Raw genomic sequence first — 15650 nt, forward strand, 5'->3', positions numbered from 1 at the left:
TTGCGGAGGGGTGTGCCGCCACGCCCCCGCGCCCGCCCGGCGCTTCACCGGGCCACGGCCCGGCAGTAGTCCGCGTCGCCGGCGAGGAGGTTGCGGTGGGTGTCCTCGGCGGTGACGACGCCGTCGTCCAGGACGAGAACACGGTCGGCGGCGTCCAGCAGCGCCGGGCTGCTGGTGATCACAACCGTGGTGCGGCCGTGGCGCAGCTTGGCGACATTGCGCGCGATGAGTTGCTCGGTGACCGCGTCGACGGCCGTCGTCGGATCGCGCAGGACCAGCACGTCGGTGTCGGCTGCCAGAGCGCGGGCCAGGGACAGCCGCTGCCGCTGTCCCCCGGACAGGTTCGCCCCGCGGTCGCGGACCGCGTAGTCGAGCCCCTCGCGGTGGAGGGCGACGACATCGGTCAGCATGGACGCCTCGACGGCCTCGGGAACCATCTCGCTGGTGCCCGACGGGTCGATGTTCGTGCGGAGGGTGCCCGCGAAGATCTCCCCGTCGTACGGATTCACCAGCATGTGCTCGCGGACCGACTCGATCGACAGGTCCGCGATCGCCTGCCCGCCGACCCGCACCACTCCCTCGTACGCGTCGGGCGCGACGTTCACCGCGAGGACGGAGGCGAGGTCGGCCGCCGCGCGCGGCTGGTAGGCGGTGATCGCCACGAACTCGCCGGCGCCCACCTCGAACTTCAACTTGCGCAGGGACCCGTACCTGACGCAGTCGACCTCGAGGCCTCCGCCCGGGGCCGGTCGCCGCTGCCCCGGGGTCGTCACCGGCGGCGCCGAGAGCACCAGCGCCATACGCTCGGCCGAGGCGCGCGCCATCATCACGTACTTGGGCATCTCCGAGAACGTCTTGAGCGGTTCGATGATGAACTGCGCGAGACCCACGGCCATGACCAGTTCGCCGATGGTGATCCGGCCGTCGAACGCCAGCCAGCCGGCCGTCAGGGAGACGGCGGCGGCGAGCACCGCGTTGAGGGCCAGCGCGGTGCCCGCGTACGTGCCGTTCACCCCGGCGACGGTGATCGCCTGGCGCTTCGCATCCGTGCTCACCTCGCGGTAGGACCCGAACGCCGCGTGGTTGCCGCCGAAGCCGTGCAGCGGGCGCAGGCCGTTGATCAGGTCGGCGACCTTCGCGCCCGCCCGCGCCACCCGGGCCTGCTGTTCGCGCGTACTGGCGCCGATCCGCTTGGACAGGACGGCCAGGATCGACAGGATCGCGACGGTCCCCACGATCACCAGCAGGCCGAGCCGGATGTCGGCCAGCCCCAGCGCGACCGCCGCGACCACCACCGCGACCAGCGAGCTGATCAGCAGCGGCACCACCTCGATGATGTCGGCGGTCTGGTCGGCGTCCTCGGTGGCGACGGTCAGCACCTCACCGGACTTCAGGCCGACGTCCCTGGCCACCGGCTGGAGCCCGCAGGCGGCCACCCGCACCCGCCAGCGGTGCGCCTCGGTCGTGTTGGCCTTCTGCAGGACACGCATCCCGAACCGCCACGACAGCGACACCGTCGTGATGATCACGGCCAGCGCGCCGATCGACAGGCCGAGCGCGCCCAGGCTCCGGTCCCGCATGGTGTGCTCGACGATCAGGCCGAGCGCGATGGGGAAGGCCGTCTCCCCCGCCTGGTACAGGCCCATGAGGACGGTGCCCCAGACCATGGCGCCGACGTTGCCGCGCAACGCGGTCCGCAGAATGTCAGACCCCGGTCGGGGCCGCCGCGTGTCAGGAGTTTTCATCAAGGTGGTGGGCAATCGCTTCCGGGGTTCGCAGGGTGAGCAGATCACGGATCGTGATCACGGGACCGTACTCCCGGCGGAGCAGCCCGATCAGCCGTACCGCCAGCATGGAGTGCCCGCCGAGGGACACGAAGTCGCTCACCGCGCTCACCTCGTCGTCATCGAGGTCCAGTGCCTCGGCGAAGAACTCGCACACCGCGGTCTCGGTCTCCGTCTCCGGGCCGCGTTCCCCCGCCGTGGTCAGCGTGCCGAGCGGCTTGGCCTCCGGCAACGCCTTGGTGTCAGCCTTCCCGTTCACGGTCAGCGGGATGCTGTCGACCCGGGCGAAGTGCGTCGGGCGCAGGAAGTCCGGCAGCCCGGCCCCCACCTCGCCGGCGACCCGCGCCAGGTCGGCGCCCTCCAGCACGAGATAGGCGGCCAGCCGGTACGCGCCGTCGACCTGCGGGTCGGGTTGGGCGACCGCCGCGGCGAACCGCACCGCCGGATGCGCCGCGAACGCGGCCTCGACCTCGCCCAGTTCGACCCGGTGCCCGCGGATCTTGACCTGCTGGTCGGTGCGGCCCAGGTACGTCAGGTTCCCGTCGGGCCGACGGGCCACCAGGTCCCCGGTGCGGTACATGCGCTCGCCGGGTGCGCCGAAGGGGCAGGCGACGAAGCGGTGCGCGGTCTGGGCACTCCGGCCGAGGTAGCCGCGCGCGATGCCGATGCCCGATACGTAGAGCTCACCCGGGACTCCGTCGGGCAGGGGCCGCAGCCACGGGTCCAGTACGTACACCTCGGTGTTGTCGATGGCCACGCCCACCACCGGGTCCTGGCATTCGAACGTGCCGACACCGAGGGTGTTGATGGTGTATTCGGTGGGCCCGTACAGGTTGTAGCCGGCCGTCCCCTCGGTCTCGGCGAGCCGCTGCCACAGCGCGGGGGTGACGGCCTCGCCGCCCAGCAGCACCAGCGCGGGACGCCGTGCCGGGTTGTCGAGCAGTCCCTCGGCCACCAGTTGCTGCGCGTAGGTCGGGGTCACGTTGATGACGTCGATCCCGTGGTCCAGGCAGTACTCGACCAGACGGGGCGCGTCGCGGCGCAGTTCCTCGTCGCAGATGTGGACCTCGTGGCCGTCGGCGAGCCACAGCAGTTCCTCCCACGACATGTCGAAGGCGAACGACACGGTGTGCGCGATTCTGAAGACCCGGTGGCCGTGCTCGGCGAGGACCGGCTCGAAGATCCGCCGCTGGTGGTTGATCAGCATGTTGGTGAGCCCCGCGTACTCGGTCACCACGCCCTTGGGCCGCCCGGTCGAACCGGAGGTGTAGATCGTGTACGCGGGATGCCGCAGGCGGTCCGGGTCGTCCGGCGCGAACGTCGGATACGGGTCGGCCTCGGGCAGGGGACGGTCCAGCTCGATCAGGTCGCCGCTCAGCCGCGGCGACACGGCGCTCACGGTGAGGATCGCCTCGGGCCGGGCGTCCGCGACGATGGCCGCGATCCGCTCGTCCGGGTGGTCCAGTTCCAGCGGCACGTACGCGGCACCGACGCGCAGCACGGCGAACAGTGCCACGATCGAGTCGAGCGAGCGCGGGATCGCCAGTCCCACGGTCGTCTCGGGGCCGATGCCCCGACGGGCGAGCACGCCCGCCACCGCACGGCTGCGGTCACGGAGTTCGGCGAAGGACATGGTCGAACCCCGGGCGACGAGCGCGACCCGCCCGGGATGACGGTCGGCCGCCCGGTCGAAGCGGTCGACGACGGTGTCCGTGCCGATGCCGGTGCGCTCGGCGGGTTCGGGGTCGGCTCCCAGCCCCCGCAACGCGCCCACCCGCCCGGTCGACCGCGCCAGGTCCTCCAGCACGCTCAGGTAGTCGTCGAGGAGACGGCGGGCGCCCGCGGGGTCGTCGTCGCGGTGCTCCAGCTTGACCGTGAGCCGGTCGCCGGGCGTGACGACCCAGGTGAACGGGTAGTGCGTGGAGTCGTCGGCCTGGACCGAGGTGATGCCGTGCCTGGCATTCATCTCGGCGAGCGCGTCCAGGTCCAGGAAGTTCTGGAGCACGAACAGGTTGTCGAACAGCGTGTCGTGCCCACTGGCCCGCTGGATCTCGCCGAGCCCCAGGTGCTCGTGTTCCATCGCCTCGACCCGGGCCGCCTGTACCGCCGACAGGTACGCGCCGACCGTGTCGTCGGGCCGTGCCCGCGTCCACAGGGGCACCGTGTTGAGCAGCACGCCGACGATGCCGGAGTGGCCCTCGCCCTCCCGGCCCGAGACGGTCACCCCGAACACCGCGTCGGCGCGGCCCGTACGGGCGCCGAGAAAGAGGCCGAACGCGCCGGTCAGCACCGTGTTCAGCGTGACGCCGTGCGTGACGGCCGCCTCCCGCACCAGTTCCGAGAGTTCGGCGGAGAGCGTGTGCACGAGGGCGCGCGGCAGGTCGTCCGAGAGGGCCGGGGCCGGACCGGCGAGCATCGTCGGACCTGACAGGCCGGCCAGGTGCTCCGCCCAGAAGCGGTGCGACGCCGCGAGGTCCTTGGCCTCCAGCGCCCGGGCGTAGTCCTCGAAGCTCGGCGCGGCCGGGGCCGCGGCCGGCGGCTCGCCCGCGACGACGGCGCCGTAGGCGTCGAACAGGTCGCGCAGCAGGATCTCGCGGGACCAGCCGTCCCAGAGCAGCAGGTGGTAGCTGAGCAGCAGGCCGTCCCGGCCGTCGGGCAGACGCACCACGGTCACCCGGATCAGCGGCGGCCGGTCCAGGTCGAATCCCGACTCGCGGTCCCGGGTGCGCAGGGCCTCGACCTCCGCGTCCGTCGTCGCACGGACGGTTCGGACATCGACCCGCCGGCCCGCCTTCAAAACCTGGACCGGTTTTCCGTCGTCGTCGGTGGTGAAGCCGGCGCCCACGGCCGGGTGGCGCCCGATCACGTACGCCATCGCCTCGGCCAGCGCGTCGGTGTCCAGGCGCCGGTCGAAGGTGAAGTAACTCTGTGCGACGTAGTGGCCGGTCGCGCCCGCCATCTGGGCCTGGAAGAACAGGCCCCGCTGGAGCGGGGTGGTCGGTGCGGTGCGTTCGGCCGTCGCGCAGGCGTCCGCGATCGTCTCCAGCGCCCGGCGCCAGTGCTCGGCGATCTCGTCGGGTATGCCCACGGCGAGGGTGAAGGTCGCGTGCAGGCTTCCGGTGGCCTCGTCGGTCCACGCGTTGACCTCGACGGCGTACCGGCCGCCCCGGTCGCCGGTGGCCAGGTGCGGCGCCTGGGACTCGCCGCCCCGGCCGAGGTAGTTGAACAGCACCTGCGGGCGGGCGTTCAGCAGCGGGGCCGTCTGCGGGTTGAGGTACCTGAGCTGGCCGTAGGCGACGTGCCCGGCCTCGTCCGGCTGCCGTTCCGCGACCTCGCGCGCCGCCGCGACGGGGTCGGTGTGCGCGGTGAGCCGCACCGGTGCGATGGAGGTGAACCAGCCGATGGTGCGGCTGTAGTCGTGGTGGTCCAGGGCCGGGACCCGGCCGTGCCGCTCCAGGTCCACCGCGAGATCGGTGGGCGTGGGCTGGACACGGGTCAGCGCGGTGCGCAGCGCGCCGCACAGCAGCTCGGTGAGCCCCACGCCGAGTACGGCGGGGGCGCTGCGCGTCACCACGTCGCTCACCTCGGGCGCGAGTACGAGAGTGGTCTCGCGCGGATCCACGACCGCGGGCAGCAGCGCGGGCGCCTGGAGCGTGGTGACCCAGTGTCCGAGGCCGTCGGTCACCTGGGCGGCGCGCGCCGCCAGTGCTTCGGCGTACTCGGCGTAGGACGTGGTCGGCGGTGGCAGGGGGGCGCCGTCCAGGGCGGTGGCCAGGTCGTCGAGGAGGACCAGCCAGGACACCGCGTCCACGGCGAGGTGGTGCGCGGTGACCACCAGGGTGCGGCTGGCCGTCAGCCAGGAGAACGCGATGACGTCTCCGGATTCGGGATCGAGCCGTCCCGCGGCCTCGTTCGCCGCGGCCGTCGCGTCGGTGGCGTTCGTCCGGACGACGGTGACCTCGCGGGCGGGGCCGGTGGACAGGGCCCACACGCCGTGCTCGACGCGCAGCCTCAGCCGGAGGGCCGGGTGGGCGGCCACGACGGCGTTCGCGGCGCGCCGGACGTCGTCGAGGTCGGTGCCATCGGCCGCCACCAGCGTCCTGGCCTGGGCGAACCCGGCCAGCGTCCCGCCCAGTTCGCGCTGGCGCAGGATGATCGGTGTCGGCGGCAGCGGTCCGTCCTCGCGCCGTGCCGGTACGGGCGCCACGGCCCGCCGGGTACGCGTGCCCAGGTGGTCGGCGAGCGCGCGCGGTGTCTTCCGCAGGAACACGTCCCGGGGGGTGATCGGCAGCCCGAGCGCCCTGGCCCGGTTGATCAGGGTGATGGCGACGATGCTGTCGCCTCCGGCCTTGAAGAAATCGGTGTCGGCGTCCACGGCGGCGCCGGGCAGCGTCCGGGCGAAGACGTCGGTCAGCGCGGTGAGCGCGGAGCCGCTCGCGGCCACCGGGGTGTCCTCCCGCGCGGCGCGCTCGGCCAGCGCCTCGCGGTCCAGTTTGCCGTTGACCGTCAGCGGCAGGGCGTCGACGGGCAGCACGCGGCCCGGCACCATGTGCGCGGGCAGTTTGGCGGCCAGCAGGGCCGTGACGTCACCGGGCGCCCGGCCCACGACGTGGGCGACGAGGTGGTCGCCGCTGTCCGCCACGGTGACGGCCACGTCGACGACACCGTCGAGTTCCCTGATCGCGGACTCCACCTCACCGGGCTCGATGCGGAACCCCTTGAGCTGCACCTGGTCGTCGGCGCGGCCGACGAAGACCAGTTCGCCGTCGAGGGTACGGCGGGCCAGGTCGCCCGTGTGGTACATGCGGGAGCCGTCGTCCGCGAACGGGTTCGCCACGAACCGGCCCGCGGTGAGCCCCGGCCTGCCCAGGTAGCCGAGCGACACCTGGTCGCCGGCGACGTAGATGGCGCCCACCCGGCCCGGCGGGACCGGCCGGAGCCGGTCGTCGAGCAGATGGGTGACCAGACCGGGAAGGGGGCCGCCGATCGGGCTGACGTCACCGGCCGGGCCGAAGTCCTCGGCGGTCAGCACGCGGTGGGTGACATGGACGGTGGTCTCGGTGATGCCGTACATGTTGACCAGTTCGGGCGCATCGGTGCCGTACCGCTCCACCCAGCCGCGCAGCCGCCCGAGGTCCAGCGCCTCGCCTCCGAAGATGATCCGGCGCAGCGTCGTGATGGGTGCGTCGGCGTGCCGGTCGGCCTCGATGAACCGGTGGAACGCCGACGGGGTCTGGTTGAGCACGGTCACCCCGCGCTCGCGGACCAGCCGGTGGAAGTCGACCGGGGAGCGGGTCAGCGCGTACTCCGGCACCAGCAGTTCGCCCCCGTGCGCCAGTGCTCCCCACAGCTCCCAGACCGCGAAGTCGAAGGAGAAGGAGTGGAATTGGACCCATACGTCGTCCGGGCCGAAGGCCATGCCGGGACGGGTGTTCGCGAGGAGCGTCACCACGCTGGAGTGCGGTACGACGACGCCCTTGGGCCGGCCGGTCGAGCCGGACGTGTAGATCACGTACGCGGGGTCGTGCCAACCGACCCGGGGTTCGGTGGTGTCCAGCGGCAGCTCGTCGCCCTGGACGACCACCTGGGCCCGCACGCCCGCCCGGGACAGCAGTCGGGTGAAGCGGTCCCGCCGCTCACGGTCCACGAGGACGACCTGCGGGGCGGCGTCGGCGAGGATGTACTCCAGCCGTTCGTCCGGGTACGCCAGGTCCAGCGGCACGTACGCGCCGCCCGCGGTGACGACCGCGACCAGGGCGACAACCTGTTCGAGGGAGCGGGGGACGGCGACGGCGACCCGCTTGCCGGGCCCGGCACCCGCCGCGCGCAGCGCCGAGGCCAACGTGGCCTTGGCCTCCGCGAGTTCGCCGTAGGTCAGAGACCGGGTGCCGCCGTCGAGGGCGCACTGGGTGACGGCGGTGGCCGCCGGGTCGCGGTTCGCGGCGGCGTCGAACAGTTCGCCCAGGGTCGCCGGGGCGATCCGGGCCGGGTGCCGGTCGTCCTCGGGGGCCGGCTCGCCGACCAGCGCCTCCGGCCGGTGGAGCAGGCCGGTGAGGGTCCGGGTGAACGTGCGCAGGATCGCCTCGGCGCTCTCCTGGCGCAGCAGTTCCCCGTCGTAGATGAGGTTGAAGCGCGGTCGGCCGTCCCGGGTGCGCTCCGCCACCAGCGTCAACGGGTAGTGTGGAGCGCCCTCGCTGACGATGTCGGTGATGACCAGCTCGTCGTCGGGACCGCGCAGGGCGTCCAGGTCCGTCGCGACGTCGAACACCACCAGGGTGTCGAACAGGGGGCCGGCGCCGGCCTGGCGGCCGATCCGCGCCAGCGAGACGTGCTGGTGCGCGAGCACCGCGCTCTGGTGTTCCCGCACCGCGGCGAGCAGCTCGCGCCCGGTGGTGTCGGCGGCCCACCGGGCGCGCACGGGGATCGTGTTGATGAACAGGCCCACCATGTCCCCGATGCCGGGCACCTCCGCGTCACGCCCGGACACCGTGGAACCGAACACGACGTCCCTGGAGTGCAGGATGCCGCCCAGGGTCACCGCCCACGCGCTGTGCACGGCCACGCTCAAGGGCACGCCGGCCGACCGGGCGGCGGCGTCGATGTCGGCGACTCCGTCGGTGACAGTGGTGCCGTCGGCGGCAGCGGTGCCGTCCGGGAGGTCGACGGCGGTGTCGGCGAACCGTTCGGAAGGGGGGTGTCCTTCGGCGACCAGCGAGGGTCCGGGCAGGTCCGCGAGTTCGTCGCGCCATACCCGGTCGCTCTCGTCGTGATCGCGCCCGGCGAGCCAGCTGACGTAGTCGCGGTAACCGCCGAGCGGGTAGACGGACCCCGGCGCGTGGTACTCGGCCAGCAGCGCGCGGAGCATCGGCGGCACCGACCAGCCGTCGGCGACGATGTGGTGCACGGTCTGCACCAGGACGCTCCGGCCGGATCCCGCGCGGATGAGCGTGTAGCGCATCAGCGGCCCCGCGGCCAGATCGAAACCGGCGCGGCGGTCCCGTTCGGCGAGGGCGCGGATCTCGTCGTCCGTGAGGGAGGGGCGGTCCAGCGTGGTGAAGGGTGCCACCACGCCGCTCTCGAGGACGGAGACGACCCGGCCGTCGGCGAGCGCCGTGAACCGGGCGGCCAGGTTGGGGTAGAGCGTGAGCAGCCGGGTGGCCGCCGCCGCGAGCCGGTCGGCGTCCACGTCGCCGGCCAGTGTCAGCAGCTGCTGCTCGACATAGCTGCCCGTCGCGTCGTCGTCGAAGACCGAGTGGAAGTACAGGCCCTCCTGCAACGGGGTGAGCGGCAGGATGTCCCGCAGCCGCGGGCCGTCCAGGGCGTCGACATCGGCCTGGGTGAGCCGCACCAGGGCGAAGTCGCTGGGTGAGTGGCCGCCTTCGTCGAGCGCGGCCAGCGCGGTCAGGGCGTCCCGGAAGTACTGTCCGAGGGTGGTGATGTCCTCGTCGGTGAACATCCCCTCGGGCCAGGAGATGGTGGTGATCAGCTCGTACGCGCCGGTCGCGTCGGGTTCGGCGATCGCGTTGAACTCCAGGGCGCGCGGCAGGCGCATCCTCGGGTCGCGCTTCTCGCCCAACTGCCCCGTGGCACCCGCGAGCTGCCAGTCTCCGGAGGCGCCCGCGTCGAAACGGCCCAGGTAGTTGAACAACACCTGCGGTGCGGACGCGGTCAGCGCGGTGTCGGTCAGGTACCGCAGGACTCCGTAGGGGACACCGTTGCCCGGTACCCCGGCCAGGTCCTCCTTGACCGCCTTGAGGGCGGCGGCCAGATACGCCGGCGCGGTGAGATCCGCCGCCGCTCCGGGGTCCACGGTCACCGGGAACAGGGTGGTGAACCAGCCCACGGTCCGTGACAGGTCGGGCTCGAAGCCGGCGGTGTCCGCCACGTGGCGTGCCTCGCGGCCGTGTCCCTCCAGTTCGATGTGCGCGAACGTCTGGTCCTGTCCGCGGTCGCGGCGCCACCGGGCGAGGGTGACGGCGAGCGCCGTCAGCAGCACGTCGTTGACGCCCGCGTGGAACTTGGCGGGAATCCCGCCCAGCAGCGCGGCCGTCTCCCCCGGGCCGAGGGAGACGGTCCGCGTCCGCTCCCGCGCGACGTTGTCGGCCTCGGTCGGCGCACGTCTGCCCAGCGGAGCGTCCGTTCCCGGCAGGGGGCGCTCGAAGTAGGCGCGGTCCGTGTCGTGTGCCGCACGGCCCAGCAGCTGTGTCCAGCGCCTGAACGAGGTGCTGACGGGTGGCAGGTCGATCGGGACGCCCGCGGCGAACTGGCGCCATGCCGTGGCCAGGTCGTCCATCAGGATCCGCCAGGACACGCCGTCGATCACGAGGTGGTGGGCGACCACGACCAGTTGTCCTGCCTCGCGGCGCCACACGGCGCGCAGCATCACGCCGTTGTCCGGGTCGAGCCCGTCGGTGGCGAGCGCGACACACTCCTCGGCCGGACGGTCGCTCTCCTGCCACCCCACGACGGCCCGGCCGGGCCGCGGGATGTCGAAGCTCCAGCGGTCGCCGCGCACCAGCCTGGCGCGCAGCATGTCGTGCCGCTCGAGGACGGCTGCGAGGATCGCGTCGAGGGCGGGGGCGGTCAGGTCCGCCGGTGTGTTCAGTACGACCGACTGGACGAAGCCGTCGATCGCCTCCGTGGTCCGGCCGAGCCACTGCACGATGGGCGATCCCACGACGGGACCGGTCCCGACATCGCCGTGGTCCACGGTGGAGAGGTCTTCCCGGCTCGCCACCGCGGCCAGTGCCCCGAGCACGCTGTGGGTGAAGATCTGCCGTGCGGTGACGTGGAGGCCCGCGTCCCGCAGCGCGCTCAGCAGTGAGATCGCCAGAATGCTGTCTCCGCCGAGCTGGAAGAAGTCCTGGTCGACGCCCACCTGCTCCAGCCGCAGCACCGACGCGACGGCCTCGCACACCACCCGCTCGTCGTCGGTGGCGGGCGCCACCACGGAGCCTGTGCCGATCACGGGCTCCGGCAGCGCGCCCCGGTCGAGCTTGCCGTTCGCGGTGAGCGGGAACTCCTTCATCACGACGATGTGGGCGGGCACCATGTACTCCACCATGTGCCGGTTGGCCCATGCCTTGACCTCGTCCGCCCGCAGGTCCTCGTGGCCGGCGGCCGGGAGCACGTACCCCACCAGGTAGGTGCCGCCCGCCGTGTTCTTCTTCGCGACGACGCAGGTGTGCCGTACTCCGGGGTGCTCCGCGAGGCCGGCCTCGACGTCCTCGGTCTCCAGCCGCATGCCGCGGATCTTGATCTGGTTGTCGGCACGGCCGAGGAAGTCCAGCGATCCGTCCGGGGCGAAGCGCGCCAGGTCGCCGGTGCGGTAGAGCCGGGACCCGTCGTCGGCGAAGGGGTTCGCCACGAACCGGGACGCCGTCAGGCCGGGCGCGCCCACGTACCCGCGTCCCAGGAGGAGTCCTCCCGCGTACAGTTCGCCGCCGACTCCGACCGGGACCGGGCGCAGTTCGTCGTCCAGCACGTACAGCTGGGTGTTGGGGTTGGCCTTGCCGATCGACGTCGACAGGCGTTCGGCCGCGCCCCGGTAGATGACGTGCGAGACTCCGATGGTCGTCTCGGCCGGGCCGTAGCCGTGGTACAGGGGGATGTCGAGCTGGGTGCGGAACCGCTCGTACAGCTCCGGCGTCAACACCTCACCACCGCACCATACGTGACGCAGGCTGTCCAGGCGGCCGGAGTCGCCCACGATGTCCAGCAGTACGTCGAGCATGGACGACACCAGGTAGGTGAAGGTGACGCGCTGTTCGGCGATCACGCTCAGCAGGTGGTGCGGGTCGCGTTCGCCGCCGGGCCGCAGGATCACCAGCCGGCCGCCGGACACCAGCGGCAGGAAGATCTCGTTGATGGAGATGTCGAAGGACAACGGCGCCTTGAACAGCGACGCGTCGTCGTGGCCGAATCGCAGGATCTCGTCGACCTGCCACAGCAGGCGCTCGCTGATCGCCTCGTGCCGGATCATGGCACCCTTGGGCCGCCCGGTCGAGCCGGACGTGAAGATCACGTACGCCAGGGCCGTGCCGGGGACGGCCGCCTCGGGTCCCTCGGTGGGGTAGGCGCCGAACCGCCAGTCGCCGAGGTCGACGGCCACGGCGTCCGGCTCGTCCGCGTCGTGCTCGCCCGAGTCGTTGAGCTGCAGTACGACACCGGCGTCCTCGACGACGACGGCCCGGCGTGCGGCGGGCCACTGCGGATCGAGCGGTACGAACGCGCACTTCGCCTGGAGCACGGCGAGGAGGCCGATGACCATGTCGGCCGAGCGGCCCAGCGAGATGCCGACGACCTGTTCGGAGGTCAGGCCGCGTTCGACCAGGTGGTGGGCCAACTGAACGGCGCGTGCGGCCGCCTCACGGTAGGTCAGCGACCGGTGCTCGTCGACGATGGCGACGGCGTCCGGCCTGGTGCGCGCCTGCTCGTGGAACATCTCCATGACGGTCGGGCGGACCCGGTCGGCCCGGGTGTCGTTCCACTCGGCCAGGGCTTCGATCCTCGCCGCCGCGCTGGACGGGCCGATGGTGCCGATGGGCCGGTCCGGGAACTCGGCCAGGTCGTCCAGCGCGAGCTGCGCGTCGGCCGGCGCGACGCCGTCGGGGACGGTGATGCTCAGGCCGTCCGCGCCGACCTGCCACTCCCCCGTCCCGGCACCGCCGTTGTCGACCCACCCGAGGATGTCGGCGAACAGCGTGCCGGGGGTGAGGTCGATGCCGTCGGGGCCGCGGCCCGTCGTCCAGTACGACAGCCCGACGGCACACGCCTCGGCGATGGTCCGGTCGCCGTAGTCGCCGGTCCGCCTGCGTACACCGGCCAGGAGGGTGGGAGAAAGCAGTACGTGAGGAGCGCGAGGTTCCGTCATCGAAGACTCAGCATCCTTCCAGGGTATGCAGGCCAGCCTAACCTAACTAAGGGTTACCTAACCACCCTCGTTCGCCCAACCGCCCTCTCGCCAGGCGCGCCACAGCCGCGCGTACTGGCCGCCCCGAGCCACCAACTCCTCGTGCGTTCCTTCCTCCACCACGCGCCCCGCGTCCAGCACCGCGATCCGGTCCGCCGCCATCGCCTGGGTCAGCCGGTGCGCCACGAACAGCGTGGTCCGGCCCGAGCACGCGGCCAGCACGGCCCGTTCCAGCTCGGCGGCGCCCTCGCTGCCCGCCTCCGCGGTCGACTCGTCGAGCACCACCACCGGCGAGCGGCGCAGCACCAGCCGGGCCAGGGCGATCTGGGCGACCTTGGTGCCGTCCAGCCGCTCGCCGCCCTCGCCGACCGTGGTGTTCAGCCCGTCGGGCAGCGACTCGACCCATCCGTCGGCGCCGACCGTGCGCAACGCGTCCATCAGCCGCGCGTCGCTCGCCCCGGGCGCGGCGAGCCGTAGGTCCTCGGCGAGCGGCCCCGAGAACACGTGCGTCTCCTGCGTCAGGATGCTCACCAGGGCCCGCGCCCCGGCCTCGTCCAGAGCGGCGAGGTCGTGCGGCCCGACGCGCACCGACCCGGCCCCGGGGGTCCCGATGCCGGCGATCAGCGCGGCCAGGGTCGACTTGCCCGCACCCGTCGCGCCCACCAGGGCGAGCGAACCTCCGGCCGGGATGGACAGGTTCACCTGCCGCAGGACCGGTTCCTCGGTGCCGGGATAGCCGAAGGTCACCCCCTCCACCGTCACCGGGTACGGCGCGGAGTCCGCCGACGCGACGGACACGTCGCCCACCAGCCGGTCCTCCGAGGGCTCCCCCACCACCCCGACCAGGCGGGTGAGGCTCGCGCCCGACTTCTGCGCCTCGTCGAAGGTGAACATGATGGCGCCCAGCGGGGTGAACAGCCGGTGGAACATCAACGGGGCCGCCGACACCTCGCCCAGGCTGGCGGCGTCGGCTTCCAGCAGGGCGTATCCCACCACGAGGATCAGGACCAGCCCGATGAACTCGGCGCGGTTCTCCCTGCCGACGAACCGGCCGAAGAACCGGAACACGTCGACGCCGAGATCGCGCACACGCCATGACTCACGGGTGACCTTCTCGCGGACGGCTTCCTCCAGGCGGTACGCCCGGACCGTATCGATCCCGTCGAGGCCGCTGATCAACGCCTGGGCGCGGTCGGCCTGGGCCACCCGCTGCTTCCGGTAGAGCGGGGCGGAGCGGGGCAGGTACCAGCGCAGGGCCAGGGCGTACGCGGGCAGCGCGCCGGCGCCGGCCAGGCCGAGCCGCCAGTCCAGCCCGAACATGCCGACCGTGGCGATGACGACCAGCACCCCCGCCGAGAACACCGTGGGGATCGCCGTCCGGATGCCCTTGGACAGCACGGCCACGTCGTCACCGACCCGGGACAGCACGTCGCCGCGGCCGACCTGCTCGATGCGTGCGCTCGGCATCCCCAGCACCGCGCGGACGGCGCCTTCCCGCAGCCGGGCGAGCAGATCCGCCCCCAGCCGCCCGATCAGATACGTCGACGCCGCGGTGGCCGCCGAGCCGAGCAGCGCGGCGACCCCCATCGCTACCCCGACCGTGACCAGCACCGAGCGCGATCCGCCACCGGCCACCCCGTCGACCACCTGGCCCAGCAGGAGCACGGGGAGCACCTGGAGCGCCGCTCCGGCCACCGTGGTGAGCACGGTGAAAGCCGTCAGCCAAGGGGTCCTGCGGCAGTGTGCAGCGACCCAACGGGTGGCCTCGCCCCCGGTCGCCGTGCGCAGGGTCGCCGGGGTTGCGCGGGTGTCGGTGGCACTCACCCAAGGACCAGGTCTCGCCGGGTACGGGCCGGTCCGGCCGCCATCACCGGCCGACCGACTTGACGAGCTGGTCGATCGCGTACGGCAGGGAGAGCGGGGTGCTTTGGGACATGGCCGCACCGACCGCCGGGCCCTCGCTGTCCAGCAGGTACGACACCTTGCCGTTCTTGACGGCGGACAGGTTGGTGAACAGCTCGAACTTCTTGAGCGCTGCCGTGTCCGCCTTGTCGTTGATCACGAAGATGCGGTCGACGTCGACCAGGTCGACACGCTCGGGGGACAGCACGGTGAAGAACTTGCCGTCCGCGATCTCGTCGATCTTCGTGGCTCCCTGGTAACCGATGCCCGTCACCAGCCGTCCGCGCACGTCGGTGGTGGTGAACGGAGCGAGCGAATCCTTGTACCAGGACAGCGCGACAGCGGTCTGGCCGGCGAACTCGGGGTGCTCCTCGCGAGCCGTGTCGAGCTTGTCCTGGATGCCCCGCACCAGCTCGGCGCCCTCGTCCTCCTTGCCGAGCGCCTTGGCGATGTGCACCGCGTTGTCCTGCCACGGTGCGCTGAACGGCTCCTTCTCGCCCTTGGTACGGCCCACCGTCGGGGCGATCTTCGAAAGCTTCTCGTAGCCGGCCCGGTCGATCTCGGAGTAGACCGCGATGATCAGGTCCGGACGCAGGGAGGCGATCTTCTCGTAGTTGGGGCCCGGGTCACCGTTGTTCATGACGACCTCGGGGCGGGTGTCTCCCCACTTGTCCTTCACCCAGGGCCACTGGGTGTTGATGTCGGGGGACTTGCCCGCCGGGTTCGGATACTGGTCGACCATGCCGACCGGCTTGATGCCGAACGCCAGGATGGCCTGGTCGTCCGTATAACCCACGGAAACGACTCGCTGAGGAGCCTTGGTGATCTTCGTGGATCCAAACGCGTGTTCCACCGTGACCGGGAACGCGCCGGCGGCGGCCGCCGGAACGTTGTCGCTCCCCTTGTCCGGCGAGTCCGAACCGCATCCCGCCAGGAGGCCGACACCCAGGGCCGCGGCGGACACTGTCGCCGCCAGCCGCCTCCAGGGCTTCACAAGAGTCGTTCGATGCATCCGGAATCCCTTGCTTTCACACAGTGCACTGCGCCCCCGT

General features: G+C 72.2%; 4 protein-coding genes. All 4 read right to left on the reverse strand.

Annotation, left to right across the window (positions count from 1 at the left end; all coding sequences use genetic code 11):
- Nucleotides 1–44 precede the first annotated feature (44 nt).
- The 4 genes from ACU6P3_RS02120 to ACU6P3_RS02135 are packed head-to-tail and all read right to left on the reverse strand — an operon-like array spanning nucleotide 45 to nucleotide 15610.
- Complete coding sequence (locus tag ACU6P3_RS02120) at nucleotides 45–1745, reverse strand: ABC transporter ATP-binding protein (RefSeq protein ID WP_447195645.1); 1701 nt, start codon at nucleotides 1743–1745, stop codon at nucleotides 45–47.
- Complete coding sequence (locus ACU6P3_RS02125) at nucleotides 1732–12657, reverse strand: non-ribosomal peptide synthetase (RefSeq protein WP_447195646.1); 10926 nt, start codon at nucleotides 12655–12657, stop codon at nucleotides 1732–1734. The genes ACU6P3_RS02120 and ACU6P3_RS02125 overlap by 14 nt, the downstream gene beginning before the upstream one ends.
- A gap of 57 nt (nucleotides 12658–12714) precedes the next feature.
- Entirely contained in the window at nucleotides 12715–14520 is a 1806-nt protein-coding gene (locus ACU6P3_RS02130) for an ABC transporter ATP-binding protein (RefSeq protein ID WP_447195647.1), read from the reverse strand.
- 43 nt (nucleotides 14521–14563) lie between these two features.
- Nucleotides 14564–15610, reverse strand: a complete 1047-nt coding sequence (locus ACU6P3_RS02135) for an iron-siderophore ABC transporter substrate-binding protein (RefSeq protein ID WP_447195648.1) — start codon at nucleotides 15608–15610, stop codon at nucleotides 14564–14566.
- Nucleotides 15611–15650 lie beyond the last annotated feature (40 nt).

Source organism: Streptomyces hebeiensis (assembly GCF_052983195.1).

What these genes read in the sequence shown, in the direction of transcription:
- ACU6P3_RS02120 (WP_447195645.1), bottom strand. Translation starts at nt 1,745, where the DNA reads ATGAAAACTCCTGACACGCGGCGGCCCCGACCGGGGTCTGACATTCTG.
- ACU6P3_RS02135 (WP_447195648.1), bottom strand. Translation starts at nt 15,610, where the DNA reads ATGCATCGAACGACTCTTGTGAAGCCCTGGAGGCGGCTGGCGGCGACA.
- ACU6P3_RS02125 (WP_447195646.1), bottom strand. Translation starts at nt 12,657, where the DNA reads ATGACGGAACCTCGCGCTCCTCACGTACTGCTTTCTCCCACCCTCCTG.